A 16,387-nucleotide genomic window follows, 5' to 3' on the forward strand; every position below is an offset into this window, starting at 1 on the left:
GCTGTGTCTCCCCGGGGACGACCCCCGGACCCCCGGCAGGAAAGAACAGATGACGGACCGAACGTCGGAACTCGCCGAGAACCTGGCCCTGGTGGAGGCGCGCATCGCCGCGGCCTGCACCGCCGCCGGGCGCCCGCGGGAAGAGGTGACGCTCGTCGTGGTCACCAAGACCTACCCCGCGAGCGACGTCAGAATCCTCCACGGGCTCGGCGTTCGGCATGTCGCCGAGAACCGGGACCAGGACGCCGCCCCCAAGGCCGCGGCCTGTGCCGACCTCGATCTGACCTGGCACTTCGTCGGCCAGTTGCAGACCAACAAGGTCAGATCCGTGGTGGGTTATGCCGATGTGGTGCAGTCCGTCGACCGTTTGAAGCTCGTTTCCTCGCTCTCCGCCGCCGCGGAGAAGGAGGGCCGCGAACTCGGCTGTCTCCTCCAGGTCGCGCTCGACGCCGAGTCCGGCGAGCGGGGCGCCCGCGGTGGTGTCGCGCCGGACGGGATCGAGGAGTTGGCGGCGGCCGTGGACGCCGCCCCTGGGCTGCGGCTCGGCGGTCTGATGACCGTCGCCCCGCTGGCCGGCCCGTACGCCGGACGGCAACGGGCGGCCTTCGACCGGCTGATGGATTTGTCGACTGTCCTGCGCGCGACCCGCCCTGCTGCCACCATGGTGTCGGCAGGGATGAGTGCGGACCTCGAAGAGGCCGTGGCGGCCGGGGCGACACACGTACGCGTCGGTACGGCGGTACTCGGTGTCCGCCCGAAGCTCGGGTAACGTCGCGAAGCAAGTCGGACCACAGCAGAAAATATGGTCATTCCGCAGAACGGCGGGACGACCCGTGGATCGCGGGCACTCGGTGACGCTGCAAGGCGACTAGGGCGATCCACCACAGAGCGGAGGAATCGGAGAATGGCCGGCGCGATGCGCAAGATGGCGGTCTACCTCGGCCTCGTGGAGGACGATGGATACGACGGCCGGGGCTTCGACCCCGACGACGACTTCGAACCCGAGCTGGAGCCGGAGCCCGAGCGCGACCGGCGCCACACCCCTCCCCGTCAGGTGGAGCGCGAGGAGCCGGTACGAGTGGTGCAGCCCCCGGCCCCCCGGGAGCCGATCGCCCATTCCGTACCGGTACTCGCCGAAAGCGGACGTCCGGCCCGAATTGCCCCCGTGGCATCCATCACACCCGAACGCCCGAGCCTGGAGAAGAACGCACCGGTGATCATGCCCAAGGTCGTGTCCGAGCGGGAGCCCTACCGCATCACCACGCTGCACCCGCGGACCTACAACGAGGCCCGTACCATCGGGGAACACTTCCGTGAGGGCACTCCGGTGATCATGAATCTCACGGAGATGGACGACACGGACGCGAAGCGACTTGTCGACTTTGCCGCCGGACTCGTCTTCGGGCTCCATGGCAGCATTGAGCGCGTGACGCAGAAGGTGTTCCTGTTGTCGCCTGCTAACGTCGATGTCACGGCGGAGGACAAGGCCCGGATCGCAGAGGGCGGATTCTTCAACCAGAGCTGAGAACACGAGAACCGGACGGACCGGTCGCGAGGCGGCCGGGCAAGTGAGAGCACGAAGGCCAGGGGAGAGGGAAACGCGGGATGGGCGTCGCACTACAGGTGGTCTACATCGTGCTGATGTGCTTCCTCGTCCTCCTGATCGTCCGGCTTGTCATGGACTACGTCTTCCAGTTCGCCCGTTCATGGCAACCCGGTAAGGCGATGGTGGTCATCCTTGAGGCCACTTACACTGTCACCGATCCACCGCTCAAGCTTCTGCGGCGACTCATCCCGCCGCTGCGTCTCGGGGGCGTGGCACTCGACCTGTCCTTCTTCGTTCTGATGATCATCGTCTACATCCTGATCTCCATCGTGAGCAGCTTCGCGAGGTGAATGTGGACGATACGGTCTTGCCGACTGCCGACGACTACGTAGAGGTGAAGAAGAGATGCCGCTGACCCCCGAGGACGTGCGGAACAAGCAGTTCACGACCGTCCGCCTTCGAGAAGGTTATGACGAGGACGAGGTCGATGCCTTCCTCGACGAGGTCGAGGCCGAGCTGAACCGCCTGCTCCGCGAGAACGAGGACCTGCGCGCCAAGCTGGCCGCCGCGACGCGTGCCGCCGCGCAGAACCAGCAGCAGCAGCAACAGGGCATGCGCAAGCCCCCGGAGCAGCAGGACCGTCCCGTCGGACCCGGCGCACCCGTGCCCGCCGCCATATCCGGACCGCCGGTCCAGCAGCAGCCGCCGCAGATGGGCCCGCCGCAGCTGCCGTCCGGTGCCCCCGCGCTTCCCCCCGGTCCGATGCAGGGCGGCCCCATGCAGGGCGGCCCCATGCAGGGCGGCCCCATGGGTCCCGGTCCGATGCAGGGCGGCCCCATGCAGGGCGGACCGATGGGTCCCGGTCCGATGCAGGGTGGCCCGATGGGTCACCCGCAACAGCAGCAGATGCAGCAGCAGATGCAGCAGCAGCCGCCGCAGCAGCAGGGCCCCGGTGGCGACAGCGCCGCCCGTGTCCTCTCGCTGGCCCAGCAGACCGCCGACCAGGCGATCGCCGAGGCCCGCTCCGAGGCCAACAAGATCGTCGGCGAGGCGCGCTCCCGCGCCGAGGGCCTGGAGCGGGACGCCCGCGCCAAGGCGGACGCTCTTGAGCGGGACGCGCAGGAGAAGCACCGCGTCGCCATGGGCTCCCTGGAGTCCGCGCGCGCCACGCTGGAGCGCAAGGTCGAGGACCTGCGCGGCTTCGAGCGCGAGTACCGTACGCGCCTGAAGTCGTACCTCGAGTCGCAGCTGCGTCAGCTGGAGACTCAGGCCGACGACTCGCTGGCGCCGCCGCGCGCCCCGGCGGCGGCCTCCCTGCCGCCGGCCCCGTCGATGGCCTCGGCGGGCGCGGGCGCGCCGTCCTACGGCGGCAACGGCTCGATGGGCGGTGGGCCGTCCATGGGCGGCGCCCCCTCCTACGGCGGTCAGCAGCAGATGTCTCCGGCGATGACCCAGCCGATGGCTCCGGTCCGTCCGCAGGCACCGCAGCCGATGCAGCAGGCGCCCGCGCCGATGCGCGGCTTCCTCATCGACGAGGACGACAACTGACGGCGCGTGGTAGCGCGATGAGCGCGTAGCCGTCGGCAGGCTGCAAGGGCCGGGCCCCGGGAAACCGGGACCCGGCCCTTTGCCGTACCCGGGTGCGGGGCGGGGGCTGGGCGGGGTGCGGGGAAGCCTGCGGCGGGCCTTCCCCCACCCCGCCCCTTCCCGGAACCGGGCCTCCGCCCCGGGCCCTGTGGTGCGGGAGCTACGCCCCGCCGCCCCCCGGCGCGGCAGTTCGCCCCTTCGGGGTTTCGGGAAGGGGCGGGGTGGGGGAACAGAAAGGCCCGGCCCCAACAGGGGCCGGGCCTTGTGCTGTTGGTCAGGCCTTGCGGAGGCGGAACGTCAGGTTCAGGGACTCGTCCGTGAACGGCGTGCCGTACGTCGTGTCCGCCTCGCCCTCGGCGTGGTCCGTGGCGAGGACCTCGTCGGCGATCAGGGCCGCGTGGGCCGTCAGGGCCTCCGTCGTCTCCGGGGACGTGGAGGACCAGCGCAGCGCGATCCGGTCCGCCACGTCCAGGCCGCTGTTCTTGCGGGCCTCCTGGATGAGCCGGATCGCGTCACGGGCCAGGCCCGCCTTCCGCAGCTCCGGAGTGATCTCCAGGTCCAGCGCGACCGTCGCACCCGCGTCGGAGGCCACCGACCAGCCCTCACGGGGGGTTTCCGTGATGATGATCTCCTCGGGGGTGACGGTGATCGTCTCGCCGTTCACCTCGAGGGCCGCCTCGCCGGAGCGCAGCGCCAGCGACAGCGCCGCCGCGTCCGCCACCGCCACCGCCTTCGCCACGTCCTGCACTCCCTTGCCGAAACGCTTGCCCAGCGCGCGGAAGTTCGCCTTCGCCGTGGTGTCGACGAGCGAGCCGCCGACCTCCGAGAGGGAGGCCAGGGAGCTGACGTTCAGCTCCTCCGTGATCTGGGCCCGGAGCTCGGGCGAGAGGGCCGCGAAGCCCGTCGCCGCGACCAGCGCCCGCGAGAGCGGCTGACGGGTCTTCACACCCGACTCCGCACGCGTCGCCCGGCCCAGCTCCACCAGGCGGCGGACCAGGAGCATCTGCTCGGAGAGGGTGCCGTCGATCAGGGTGGCGTCCGCCTCCGGCCAGGTGGCCAGGTGCACCGACTCCGGGGCGTCCGGCGTCACCGGCACCACCAGGTCCTGCCAGACCCGCTCCGTGATGAAGGGGGTCAGCGGCGCCATCAGGCGGGTGACCGTCTCGATCACGTCGTGGAGGGTGCGGAGCGCGGCCGCGTCGCCCTGCCAGAAGCGGCGGCGCGAGCGGCGCACGTACCAGTTGGAGAGGTCGTCGACGAAGGCCGAGATCAGCTTGCCGGCGCGCTGGGTGTCGTACGACTCCATCGCCTCGGTGGTCTCGACGACCAGCGCGTTCAGTTCGGACAGCAGCCACTGGTCGAGCACCGTGCGGTCGGCCGGCGCCGGGTCCGCGGCCGAGGGCGCCCAGCCGGACGTACGGGCGTACAGCGCCTGGAAGGCCACCGTGTTCCAGTACGTCAGGAGCGTCTTGCGGACGACCTCCTGGATCGTGCCGTGGCCCACCCGGCGCGCCGCCCACGGCGAGCCGCCGGCCGCCATGAACCAGCGGACCGCGTCGGCGCCGTGCTGGTCCATCAGCGGGACCGGCGCGAGGGTGTTCCCCAGGTGCTTGGACATCTTGCGGCCGTCCTCGGCGAGGATGTGGCCCAGGCAGACCACGTTCTCGTAGGACGACTCGTCGAAGACGAGGGTGCCGATGGCCATCAGCGTGTAGAACCAGCCGCGCGTCTGGTCGATGGCCTCGGAGATGAACTGCGCCGGGTACCGCGACTCGAACAGTTCCTTGTTCTCGTGCGGGTAGCCGTACTGCGCGAACGGCATCGAACCCGAGTCGTACCAGGCGTCGATGACCTCGGGCACGCGCGTCGCGGTCTTCCCGCAGCCCTCGGCCGGGCACGCGAACGTCACCGCGTCGATGAACGGACGGTGCGGGTCCAGGCCCGACTGGTCCGTGCCGGTCAGCCCGGTCAGCTCCGCGCGCGAGCCCACGCACGTCAGGTGGTCGTCCTCGCAGCGCCAGATCGGCAGCGGGGTGCCCCAGTAGCGGTTGCGGGAGAGCGCCCAGTCGACGTTGTTCGTCAGCCAGTCACCGAAGCGGCCGTGCTTGACCGAGTCCGGGAACCAGTTCGTCTTCTCGTTCTCTTCGAGCATGCGGTCCTTGACCGCGGTCGTACGGATGTACCAGGACGGCTGCGCGTAGTACAGCAGCGCCGTGTGGCAGCGCCAGCAGTGCGGGTAGCTGTGCTCGTACGCGATGTGCCGGAAGAGCAGCCCGCGCGCGTCCAGGTCCGCGGTGAGCGCCTCGTCGGCCTTCTTGAAGAAGACGCCGCCGACCAGCGGCACGTCCTCCTCGAAGGTGCCGTCGGGGCGGACCGGGTTCACGACCGGCAGGCCGTACGCCTTGCAGACCTTGAGGTCGTCCTCACCGAAGGCGGGGGACTGGTGGACCAGACCCGTGCCGTCCTCCGTCGTCACGTACTCGGCGTTCACGACGTAGTGCGCCGGCTCGGGGAACTCGATCAGCTCGAAGGGGCGCTGATAGGTCCAGCGCTCCATCTCCGCGCCGGTGAAGGACTCGCCCGTGGTGACCCAGCCCTCGCCGAGCGCCTTCTCGAGCAGCGGCTGGGCGACGACGACGCGCTCGTCGCCGTCGGTGGCGACCACGTAGGTCACCTCGGGGTGGGCGGCGACGGCCGTGTTGGACACCAGGGTCCACGGGGTCGTCGTCCAGACCAGGAGCGCCGCCTTGCCGGCCAGCGGGCCGGAGGTCAGCGGGAAGCGGACGTACACCGAGGGGTCGACGACCGTCTCGTAGCCCTGGGCCAGCTCGTGGTCGGAGAGGCCGGTGCCGCAGCGCGGGCACCAGGGGGCCACGCGGTGGTCCTGGACGAGCAGGTCCTTGTCGAAGATCTGCTTCAGCGACCACCAGACCGACTCGATGTACGAGGGGTCCATCGTGCGGTACGCGTCGTCGAGGTCGACCCAGTAGCCCATGCGGGTCGTCAGCTCGGTGAACGCGTCGGTGTGCCGGGTCACCGACTCACGGCACTTGTCGTTGAACTCGGCGATGCCGTACGCCTCGATGTCCTTCTTGCCGGAGAAGCCCAGCTCCTTCTCGACGGCGAGCTCGACCGGCAGGCCGTGGCAGTCCCAGCCGGCCTTGCGGGCCACGTGGTAGCCGCGCATGGTCCGGAAGCGGGGGAAGACGTCCTTGAAGACGCGGGCCTCGATGTGGTGCGCGCCCGGCATGCCGTTGGCGGTGGGCGGGCCCTCGTAGAACACCCACTCGGGGCGTCCTTCGGACTGCTCGAGGCTCTTGGCGAAGATCTTGTTCTCCTGCCAGAGATCGAGCACGGCGTGCTCCATCGCGGGCAGGTCGACCTGGGCGGGCACCTGGCGGTACTGCGGCGGTGTCATCGAGTTCCTCCGGCGGACTGTCGTCGTTCCGTCGGAGGGACGAGAGCGCTGCTCCCGCGGTACCACCCTCCTTGGCCCGGGACGCATCCGCCCTGAGCCCCCTCATTGGGGTCGCGACGCCGGGTCTAGTCACCGCGCTGTCCTGCGGCTTTCTTCCGACGGCTCCGGGGTGATGCTTCACATCGGGCTCGCCCCCGGGCTCTCACCGTCCCCGGGTCGCTCATGGCTGCGTACGACGCTACTCGTCCCCATCCAAGCCTTTCGCTCAGCCCAGTGTACGGGCCCGGGGGCGGGGCGGCCGACCGGATTTCCCGTGACCCGAATGGCCATACGGGGCGGGCCGGACTTGGGGTGCGGCCATGTGGGGGAGGGCGGGGACGGATTACCCGGCGGGGAGCCGGGAACAACGGAGGCAGGCCCGCCCCGAGGGGTGCGGGGGCGGGCGGGAACGGCGGCGAGCCCCGTTGCCGCGGGCCTTGGGCCGATTTATCGTCCCAGCACGATTCGCGAGCAAGATCACAAAATGTGAAGGGGCCGCGACATGGTGGCGAAGAAGACCGCCGCGAGGAAGACGACCGCCGCGAAGGAGACCGCCGGCAAGGAGCCGGCCGCGAAGAAGACCGCGGCGAAGAAGACCGTCGTCAGGAAGACCGCCGCGAAGAAGGCGGTCGCCGGGGAACCGGTCGTCGACGGGGCGGTCACCGAGGGGACGGCTGCCCCCGGGGCCGCCGACGCCGGGGCGCCCGCCGGGAAGGCCGTGGCCAGGAAGGCGGCCGCCAGGAAGGCGCCCGCCAAGAAGCAGACAGGAGCCAGGACGGTGGCAGCGAAGAAGACCGCGGGTGGCGTCACGACCGCCGAGGACGGGGCCGCCGTGCCCACGGCCCGTACCGGCGAGCTCGCGGTGCGGCCCGGCGAGGACCCGTGGACCCCCGCGGAGGTCACCGAGGCCCGCAACGAGCTCCAGTCCGAGGTGCTGCGGCTGCGCAGCGAGCTGGCGCACTCCCAGGAGGAGCTGACCGGCCTCATGCGGGACTCGGGCGACGGCGCCGGCGACGACCAGGCCGACACCGGCACCAAGAACATCACCCGGGAACACGAGCTGGCCCTCGCCGCCAACGCCCGGGAGATGCTGGAGCAGTCCGAGCACGCCCTCGAACGGCTCGACGCGGGCACCTACGGCCTCTGCGAGGTGTGCGGGAAGCCCATCGGCAAGGCGCGGATGCAGGCCTTCCCCCGGGCCACGCTCTGCGTCGAGGACAAGCAGCGCCAGGAGCGGCGCGGCTGACGGTCTCGGCTGCCGGTCCCGTACGCCCGTGCCGTACCCTCGGTGCACGGTCAGGCATCGAGGTCGAGGGACTCACTCACGTGGCAGAGGCGGAGCGCATCATCGGTACGCCGGATTCAGCAGGGGCCGACGAGCCGGCCGCCTCCGACGAGACGGTGGCCGCCGAGGGAACGGGCGCGCCGGACGCGAAGGCGGCGCCCGGCGGGCCGGCCGCGTCCGACGCGAAGGCGGCGTCCGAGGGGACGCCCGCCTCCGGCGAGACGGCCCCTTCCGACGGGACGGCCGCCTCCGAGGAGGGGCCGAAGGGTCGGCGCCGGATCGTCACGCTCTTCGTCGTGGCCGTCCTCGCCTACCTGCTCGACCTGGGCAGCAAGATGCTGGTCGTCGCCAAGCTGGAGGGCCGCGAGCCGATCCGGGTCGTCGGCGACCTGCTGCGCTTCGACGCCATCCGGAACCCCGGTGCCGCGTTCGGCATGGGCGAGGCCTTCACGATCATCTTCACCTGCATCGCCACCGCCGTGATCGTCGTGATCATCCGGCTGGCCAGGAAGCTCTACAGCCTGCCCTGGGCCATCGCCCTCGGCCTGCTGCTCGGCGGCGCGCTCGGCAACCTCACGGACCGGATCTTCCGCTCGCCGGGCGTCTTCGAGGGCGCGGTGGTCGACTTCATCGCCCCCGCGCACTTCGCCGTCTTCAACCTCGCCGACTCGGCGATCGTGTGCGGCGGCATCCTCATCGTGATCCTGTCGTTCCGGGGGCTGGACCCCGACGGCACGATCCACAAGGACTGATCGCGAACCGTGCGGAAGACAGAGAGTCTTCCGCACAAGGCATACTCGACGGGTGAGTACGAGTCCCGAGATCCGCACGCTGCCCGTTCCCGATGGCCTGGAGGGCGAGCGCGTCGACGCCGCCATCGCCCGAATGTTCGGGTTCTCCCGTACGAAGGCGGCCGAACTGGCCGCCGCAGGGAAGGTCCAGGTCGACGGCTCCGTCGTCGGCAAGTCCGAGCGGGTCAGCGGCGGCGCGTGGCTCGAGGTCGAGATGCCGGGCGCCGCGGCGCCCGTCCAGATCGTCGCCGAGCCCGTCGAGGGCATGGAGATCGTCCATGACGACGACGACATCGTCGTGATCATGAAGCCGGTCGGCGTCGCCGCGCACCCCAGCCCCGGCTGGACCGGCACCACGGTCATCGGCGGCCTCGCCGCCGCCGGGTACCGCATCTCCACCTCCGGCGCCGCCGAGCGCCAGGGCATCGTGCACCGCCTCGACGTCGGCACCTCCGGTCTGATGGTGGTCGCCAAGTCCGAGTACGCGTACACCTCGCTCAAGCGCCAGTTCAAGGAACGCGTGGTCGACAAGCGCTACCACGCGCTGGTCCAGGGCCACCCGGACCCGATGAGCGGCACCATCGACGCCCCCATCGGCCGGCACCCGAACCACGACTACAAGTGGGCGGTCACCGCCGACGGCAAGGCCTCCGTCACGCACTACGACCTCATCGAGGCGTACCGCTCGGCCTCGCTGCTCGACATCAAGCTGGAGACGGGCCGCACCCACCAGATCCGGGTGCACATGTCCGCCCACCGCCACCCCTGCGTCGGCGACCTCACCTACGGCGCCGATCCGACGCTGGCCAAGCGCCTCGGCCTGACCCGGCAGTGGCTGCACGCCGTCCGGCTCGGCTTCGAGCACCCCGGCGACGGCTCCTGGGTCGAGTTCGCCAGCACCTACCCCGAGGACCTGCAGAAGGCCCTGGACCGGATCGCGTCGGAGAGCCGGTGAGCAGCGCGTACGGCGTCCGCGAGGCCGTCGGCGCCGAGGACCGGGAGGCGTGCTTCGCGGTGCGTCACGAGGTCTTCGTCGAGGAGCAGGGCGTGCCGCGGGAGCTGGAGTACGACCCGTACGACGAGACCGCGGTGCATGTCCTCGCGGTCCGCGAGGACGGGCTGCCGCTGGGCACCGGCCGGCTGCTGTTCGGGGCGGACGCGGTCGGGAAGACCGGCGCCGACGCCTCCGTGGGCTCGCTCGGCCGTCTCGCGGTCTCCAAGGCCGCCCGCGGTCTCGGTGTCGGCGCGGCGTTGGTCCGGGGCATCGAGGACGTGGCGCGCGAGCGCGGTCTGACCGCCGTCGACCTGCACGCGCAGACCCACGCGCTGGGCTTCTACGAGCGGCTCGGCTACGAGGCGTACGGCCCCGAGTTCCCGGACGCCGGCATGCCGCACCGGGCGATGCGAAGGGCTCTCTAGCCGGAGGCCCGGCCGGGCGCCGTCGTCGCCCTCCGGTACCGACCGGGGGGCAGTCGCGGTGAAAACGGACATACGTGACAGGGTGTGGCCGTGGATCAATTGGCCCTGTTGTTCTTGCTGCTCCTCGGCGCCCTGCTCACCGTGCCCCTCGGTGACCGGCTGGGACTGCCCGCGCCCGTCCTGATGACCCTCGTCGGGATCGTGCTGGCCTTCCTGCCCTTCGTACCGAACGTCGAGGTCCCGCCGGAGTTCATCCTCCCGCTGGTGCTGCCCCCGTTGCTCTACGCCTCCGTGCAACGCACCTCGTGGCGTCAGTTCGCGGCCAACAGACGGCCCATCTTCCTGCTGGCGGTCGCCCTCGTCTTCGTCACCACGGCCGCCGTCGGCGCGGTCGCGCACGCGATGGTGCCCGGTCTCCCGCTGGCCGCCGCCATCGCGCTGGGCGCCCTGGTCGCGCCGCCGGACCCGGTGGCGGCGACCGCCGTGGCCGGCTCGCTCGGGCTGCCCCGCCGGCTGGTGTCGATCCTGGAGGGCGAGGGCCTCTTCAACGACGTCACCGCGATCGTGCTCTACCACGTGGCGATCGCCGCCGTCGTCAGCGGCTCCTTCTCCTGGCCGGAGGCGCTCGGCGAGTTCGTGCTCTCCGCCGTGGTGGCCGTGATCGTCGGCCTGACGCTCGGCTGGCTCTCCAACAAGCTCATCGGACTCCTGGGCGACGTCACCCTCCAGACCGGCCTGACGCTGCTCGTGCCCTTCGTGAGCTACGTCCTCGCCGAGGAGCTGCACGGCTCCGGCGTCCTCGCGGTCCTGGTCACCGCCCTGTTCCTGGCCGAGCACGCGGCCGACGCCGACGACGTCATGGGCCGGCTCGCCGGACAGACCTTCTGGCAGATCGTCGACACCCTGGTCACCGGGATCGCCTTCGGGCTCATCGGCCTGGAACTGATCCATGTCTTCGGGGTGGCCGAGGGCCGGGGCTGGTCGATGCTCGGCTGGGGCGCCGCCGTGGTCGGGGTGGTCGTGGGCGTCCGGCTGCTGTGGCTGCTGCCCGCCACCTGGCTGGCGAAGCGGCTGCACACGCTCCGGGACATCGACGAGGAGATCCCGACCAGCTGGCGGGAGACCATCGTCATGTGGTGGGCGGGGATGCGCGGGGTGGCCTCGGTGGCGCTGGCGCTCGCGGTGCCGCTCACCACCGGCGACGGCAAGCCCTTCCCCGGCCGCGACGAGATCGTCTTCATCGCCTTCTGCGTGATCATCACCACCCTGGTCTTCCAGGGGCTCACCCTGCCCTGGCTGGTCCGGCGGCTCGGGGTGCGGGCCGACGCGGACGCCGAGCGGGTCTTCGAAAGGGATCTCGCGATCCGCGCCGCCAAGGCCGCGCGGCGCAGGCTCAAGGAGATCGAGGAGGTCGAGGAGCTCCCGGAGGAGGTCCAGGAGCGACTTCTGCGCGGGGCGTACGACATCGGGGCCAGGATCAGTCCCGACATGGTCGACGAGGAGCGGAAGGCCGCGTTCGTGGAGCGGTCGAAGCGGTTCAAGTCGGTGCAGCGGATCCAGCGGGAGCTGATGTCGGCCGCCCGGCACGAGGTGCTGGCGGCGCGCAACGAGCCGGGCGCCGATCCGGAGGTGGTCGACCGGGTGCTGCGGCAGCTGGACGTGCGCAGCATGCGGTGAGGTCCTGGCGGGCCGGAGGCGGGTGGCAGGATGGGACGCATGGACATCATGCTCTTCCACTCGGCCTACGGGCTGACCCCTTCCGTAGAGGCGGCCGCCGAGCGCCTCAGGGCCGCCGGGCACCAGGTCTGGACGCCGGACCTCTACGACGGGCGGACGGTCGGGACCGTCGAGGAGGGCGTGGCGCTCCGGGACGAGATCGGCAAGGACGAGCTGCTGAAGCGGGCGGTCCTGGCCGCCGCTCCCTACTCGGAGCGGGGCGTGGTCTACATGGGCCTCTCCCTCGGGGCCTCGATCGCGCAGACCCTGGCGCTGGGGGACGAGAAGGCGCGCGGGCTGCTGCTGTTCCACGGCACCTCGGACCTCGCGGAGTCCGCGTCGGTGGACGAGCTGCCGGTGCAGCTGCACGTGGCCGAGCCGGACCCCTTCGAGACGGACGACTGGCTGTCCTCCTGGTACCTCCAGATGCGCAGGGCCGGGGCGGACGTGGAGATCTACCGCTACCGGGGCGCCGGGCACGTGTACACGGACCCGGAGCTGCCCGACTGGGACGAGGAGGCGGCGGAGCGGACCTGGTCGGTGGCGCTGTCCTTCCTCGACAGCCTGTAGGACGCGCGAAAGGCCGTGGCCCCCGGGGGGATTCCCCCGGGGGCCACGGTCGTGTTCAGGCGGTTCAGGCGCGGTACGCGGTCCAGAAGTCGTTCATCCGGGTCACCTGGCCCGAGGTGAACTGGTACATGCAGGAGTCGTACGTGTAGTCCATGAAGTTGTGGATCGGGTCCACGCCGGCCTTGTTGGTGCAGGAGTCACGGCCGGTCGGGCACTCGTACGCGGGGCTCTTCTCGGCCGGGGTGTCGGCGACCGAGTCGCCGCTGCCGCTGCAGCCGCCCTGGAAGGTGTGGTAGAGGCCCATCCAGTGGCCGACCTCGTGGGTGGCGGTGTCGCCCTCGTTGTAGTTGGCCGCGGAGCCGCCCGGGAGGGAGGCGTCGAGGATGACGACGCCGTCCATGGACGGGCTGGAGGCGTACGAGGACGGGAAGGTCGCCCAGCCGAGGAGGCCGCCGCCGAGGTTGGCGGTGTAGACGTTCAGCGCGCCCGCGCCGCCCTTGCGGAGGGTCTGCTTCATCTGCTTCTCGGCGGTGGAGCCGGAGCTGAGGTTGTACCAGGTGGCGTTGTCCGTGTAGTCCGTACCGGCCAGCGAGAACTGGAAGTTGGTGTTCACGTTGCCGGTGCCCTGGCCGCCGTAGGCGGCGTTGAGGACCGCCATCTGGTTGTTGATCGCGGTGGCGGAGAGCTTGCCCGTGGTCCCGGAGTGGACGACGTGGAAGTAGACCGGGATGGTCGCCCCGGCGGCCACCCCGGCGGTGCCGGTGGAACGGGCCGCGGAGAGCTTCTTCTTGAAGTCCTCGTCCATGGACTTGGCCTGGGCGGCCGAGAGCTCGTTCGGCTCGGCGGCGTGGCTGTCGGCGCCGCGCGCCTTGCGGGCGCCGGAGAGGGCGCCGGCGTCGTCCGCGCACTTCTCGGCGGAGGCGCCCGCAAGGGTGGTGCCGCCGATGGCCGCGGGGGCGGAGAGGGGAGCCAGGGCCAGGGTTCCGGCCATGACGGCGGTGCCGAGCATACGACGTGACATACGGGGGGATATACGGACAAGAGCACGCACGGTGACTCCTCGCGGGGGGTGGTGGGGAGGAACTTCCTCCGCCACGCCGGGGAGATTACGCGTCCATGTCAGATCCTGTTGAGGAGTGATCAGGCCCAATCATTCATGGGGCATTCCGGGGCATCGGGAAGAAAAACTGGTGTCGTTCCCGGAGTTTGAGACGCCGACGTAACAGTCGGGGTGACAGAGGCGGGTGGTGTGTCCGGATTCGATCTCCGGAACCCGCCACCCGCCGTAGCCATGTGATCTTCCGTTAACAGAAGGGATCATGGCTGATAATCATCGCTGTCGGACCGTCAGGGGAACCTCAGCGAACGGGCTGGTACACCCGCTCGACACGCTGCGTTCCGCTGAGCGTCCGGTAGGAGCGCGCCCAGGCCGTGGTCGCGGCCGGGTCGGCCTTGTCGGAGACCGTGTAGTAGTCCATCTGCGAGCGCTCGGCTGTCACATCGAGCACGCCGTAGCCGTGGTGGTCCATGTCCACCCACTTCACATGCCGGTTGGCGGCCTTCACGGCGCCCGCGGCCACCACCGAGAGCGTCCCCGGTGCCACGTGCAGCAGGTCGTCCAGGTTGTCCGAGGTCACCGAGGTGACCACGAACTCGGTCGCGGCGGAGGCCGACAGCGGATACGTCGCAGCCTTCACCGGAACGTCGTTGGCCCACGCCATATGGATGTCACCGGTCAGGAAGACGGTGTTCCGGACGGCCCGGGAGGTCAGGTGCGCGAGCAGCTCCTTGCGGTCGTCGGTGTACCCGTCCCACTGGTCGACGTTGACCGCGAGCCCCTCCTTCGGCAGGCCCATCAGCTCGGCGAGCGGCTCCAGGAGCGAGGCGGGCAGCGCGCCGAAGGCGACCGGCGAGATCATCACCGAGGTGCCGACCAGCTGCCAGGTCGCGTCCGAACCGGCAAGCCCGGACTTCAGCCAGTCCAGCTGGGCGCGGCCCGTGATGCTCCGCTCCGGGTCGTCGACCGCTCCGCTGCCCACCTTCGCCGGGGCGGAGCGGAAGGACCGCAGGTCGAGCAGATGCAGATCGGCCAGTCTGCCGAAGCGCAGCCGCCGGAAGACCGTGCCCTCGGTGGAGGCGCGGACCGGCATCCACTCGAAGTACGCCCGCTTGGCGGCGGCCACCCGGGCCGCCCAGTCGCCCTCGGCGCCGGGGGTGTGGTTCTCGGCGCCGCCCGACCAGGCGTCGTTGGCGAACTCGTGGTCGTCCCAGATGGCGACGAACGGGTGGGCCGCGTGCAGCGCCTGGAGGTCGGGGTCCGTCTTGTACTTCCCGTGCCGGGTGCGGTAGTCGGCGAGCGAGACGATCTCGTGGCGCGGCTCGTGCGGCCGGACGGTGTACTTCGCCGCCGGGTAGACGCCGGAGCCGTACTCGTAGAGGTAGTCGCCGAGGTGGAGGATCGCGTCCAGGTCGGCGCGGGCGGCGAGATGGCGGTACGCGGAGAAGTGGCCGGCCTCCCAGTTCGCGCAGGAGACCACGCCGAAGCGGACGCCGGGCGCGGCGGAGTCGGCGGCCGGCGCGGTGCGGGTGCGGGCGGCCGGGGAGACGGCGGAGCCCGCGGTGAAGCGGAACCAGTAGGCGGTGGCCGGGCGCAGGCCCCGCACGTCCGCCTTCACGGTGTGGTCGGACGCGGCGCTCGCCGTGGTGGTGCCGGAGGCCGCGAGCCGGGTGAAGGCGCGGTCCTCGGCGAGCTCCCAGCCGACCTGGACGTCCGGGCCGAGACCCGAGCCGGGCACGGCCTCGGGGACGGGGGTGACGCGCGTCCAGAGCAGGACGCCGTCGGGCAGCGGGTCGCCGGAGGCGACGCCGTGGAGGAAGGCGGGCTCCCCGGAGGCCGCTTGGGCGGCGGTGGCCGTGCCGATCAGGGCGGGCACGGCGACGGCGGTGACGGCGGCGGCCATGACGAACGTGCGCCGAGTGGGGGCAGGAGATATGAAACGACTGGTCACGGCCAGTCAGATTACTGACGGGTACGGTCGATCGGCAGGCGAACACCGGAAGTTCTCCGGATCGTCGCCCCCCGGTCGCGACAAGCCGCCACGACCCTGAGCCGTCCACGGGGAAAGGGACGGCTCAGGGGCCGGCGGCGGCCGTCAGGCCTTCAGCGCGGCGGCGATCGCCGTAGTGAACTCGGCCGCCGTCAGCGGCGGGTTGTCGCTGCCCGGGGCCGTCACCGGCTTGCCGTCCATCTTCAGGGTCGGCGTACCCGTCACCCCGCTGTCGTCGAAGGCCTTCGACATCTTCATCGCCCAGGCGTCGAAGGTGCCGCCCTCGACGTTCTTCTTGAACTCGGCGTTGCCCTTCAGCGCCGGCACCGAGTCCGCCACCTTCAGGAGGTAGGAGTCCTTGGCGAACTTGTCGTCGTTCTCCTCGGGGTGGAATTCCGTCGAGTAGAGCGCCGACTTGTACTTCAGGAAGGCCTCGGGGCTCACGTTCAGGGCCGCGCCCAGCGCCGACAGGGCGTTCTTCGAGCCCTCGCCTGCGGTGGGGTTGTCGATGAACGTGGCACCCACGTACTTGATCTTGTACTTGCCGTCCGCGACGTCCTTCTCGACCGTCGCGCCCACGCCCTGCTCGAAGGTCGCGCAGACCGGGCAGCGCGAGTCCTCGTACAGCTCCAGGGTCTTCTTCGCGGACTCCTTGCCGATGACGACCGTCGTGCCGTCCGTGCCCGTGGTGTTCTTCGGGGCGGTCACCGACTTCGCGTCCGCCGCCGCCTCCCAGGCGGAGGGCTTGTTGGACTGGACGACCGCGTAGCCGATGCCGCCGGCGGCGGCCAGCACGGCCACGGCCGAGATGCCGACGACCAGCTGCCGGCGCGCCCGGTCCTTCTTCGCCTGGCGCTCGCGCTCGGCGCGCAGCCGCTCGCGGGCGGCGGCCTTGTTGTTCTGGCTGTTGCGTGCGCTCATGATCGTGATCTCCGTGAAAGGTGAGGAAAAAGGGGGGGACTGCGTGCC

General features: G+C 70.9%; 14 protein-coding genes. 10 read left to right on the forward strand and 4 right to left on the reverse strand.

The window, feature by feature from the left end; translation table 11 throughout:
* Nucleotides 1-49 precede the first annotated feature (49 nt).
* From ABT154_RS06380 to ABT154_RS06395, 4 genes are all read left to right on the forward strand, one after another.
* Complete coding sequence (locus tag ABT154_RS06380; RefSeq protein ID WP_351853578.1) at nt 50-769, forward strand: YggS family pyridoxal phosphate-dependent enzyme; 720 nt, start codon at nt 50-52, stop codon at nt 767-769.
* Between the two features lie 135 nt (nt 770-904).
* Nucleotides 905-1,525: a cell division protein SepF gene (locus ABT154_RS06385; protein WP_030693462.1), complete on the forward strand. Its 621-nt coding sequence runs from the start codon at nt 905-907 to the stop codon at nt 1,523-1,525.
* Nucleotides 1,526-1,605: 80 nt separating this feature from the next.
* Nucleotides 1,606-1,896: a YggT family protein gene (locus tag ABT154_RS06390; RefSeq protein ID WP_351853581.1), complete on the forward strand. Its 291-nt coding sequence runs from the start codon at nt 1,606-1,608 to the stop codon at nt 1,894-1,896.
* A gap of 55 nt (nt 1,897-1,951) precedes the next feature.
* A complete protein-coding gene (locus ABT154_RS06395; RefSeq protein ID WP_351853584.1) occupies nt 1,952-3,094 on the forward strand; it encodes a DivIVA domain-containing protein in 1,143 nt (380 codons plus the stop codon).
* A gap of 313 nt (nt 3,095-3,407) precedes the next feature.
* Here the strand turns inward: ABT154_RS06395 and ileS are convergent, their stop codons facing one another.
* Entirely contained in the window at nt 3,408-6,551 is a 3,144-nt protein-coding gene (ileS, locus tag ABT154_RS06400; RefSeq protein ID WP_351853587.1) for an isoleucine--tRNA ligase, read from the reverse strand.
* A 541-nt stretch (nt 6,552-7,092) separates the two neighbouring features.
* On the opposite strand from ileS, the gene ABT154_RS06405 reads away from it, so the two are divergent.
* The 6 genes from ABT154_RS06405 (at nt 7,093) to ABT154_RS06430 (ending at nt 12,371) form a co-directional block, all read left to right on the forward strand.
* Nucleotides 7,093-7,836, forward strand: a complete 744-nt coding sequence (locus tag ABT154_RS06405) for a TraR/DksA family transcriptional regulator (protein ID WP_351853590.1) — start codon at nt 7,093-7,095, stop codon at nt 7,834-7,836.
* 80 nt (nt 7,837-7,916) lie between these two features.
* Nucleotides 7,917-8,627, forward strand: coding sequence for a signal peptidase II (gene lspA / locus ABT154_RS06410; RefSeq protein WP_351853591.1), 711 nt, complete (start codon nt 7,917-7,919; stop codon nt 8,625-8,627).
* Between the two features lie 52 nt (nt 8,628-8,679).
* On the forward strand, nt 8,680-9,621 hold the full coding sequence (locus tag ABT154_RS06415) for an RluA family pseudouridine synthase (RefSeq protein WP_317874278.1): 942 nt from the start codon (nt 8,680-8,682) through the stop codon (nt 9,619-9,621).
* Nucleotides 9,618-10,085, forward strand: a complete 468-nt coding sequence (locus tag ABT154_RS06420; RefSeq protein ID WP_351853594.1) for a GNAT family N-acetyltransferase — start codon at nt 9,618-9,620, stop codon at nt 10,083-10,085. The genes ABT154_RS06415 and ABT154_RS06420 overlap by 4 nt, the downstream gene beginning before the upstream one ends.
* Before the next feature lie 90 nt (nt 10,086-10,175).
* On the forward strand, nt 10,176-11,762 hold the full coding sequence (locus ABT154_RS06425; RefSeq protein WP_351853597.1) for a Na+/H+ antiporter: 1,587 nt from the start codon (nt 10,176-10,178) through the stop codon (nt 11,760-11,762).
* A 39-nt stretch (nt 11,763-11,801) separates the two neighbouring features.
* On the forward strand, nt 11,802-12,371 hold the full coding sequence (locus tag ABT154_RS06430) for a dienelactone hydrolase family protein (RefSeq protein ID WP_351853599.1): 570 nt from the start codon (nt 11,802-11,804) through the stop codon (nt 12,369-12,371).
* Nucleotides 12,372-12,435: 64 nt separating this feature from the next.
* Here the strand turns inward: ABT154_RS06430 and ABT154_RS06435 are convergent, their stop codons facing one another.
* The 3 genes from ABT154_RS06435 to ABT154_RS06445 form a co-directional block, all read right to left on the reverse strand.
* A complete protein-coding gene (locus ABT154_RS06435; RefSeq protein WP_351853601.1) occupies nt 12,436-13,392 on the reverse strand; it encodes a zinc metalloprotease in 957 nt (318 codons plus the stop codon).
* A 337-nt stretch (nt 13,393-13,729) separates the two neighbouring features.
* Entirely contained in the window at nt 13,730-15,379 is a 1,650-nt protein-coding gene (locus ABT154_RS06440) for an alkaline phosphatase D family protein (RefSeq protein ID WP_351853604.1), read from the reverse strand.
* A gap of 144 nt (nt 15,380-15,523) precedes the next feature.
* A complete protein-coding gene (locus ABT154_RS06445; protein ID WP_351853606.1) occupies nt 15,524-16,339 on the reverse strand; it encodes a thioredoxin domain-containing protein in 816 nt (271 codons plus the stop codon).
* Between the last annotated feature and the right edge of the window lie 48 nt (nt 16,340-16,387).

The sequence above is a fragment of the Streptomyces sp. NPDC001728 genome (assembly GCF_040297565.1).
In the GTDB taxonomy this organism is placed as follows: domain Bacteria; phylum Actinomycetota; class Actinomycetes; order Streptomycetales; family Streptomycetaceae; genus Streptomyces.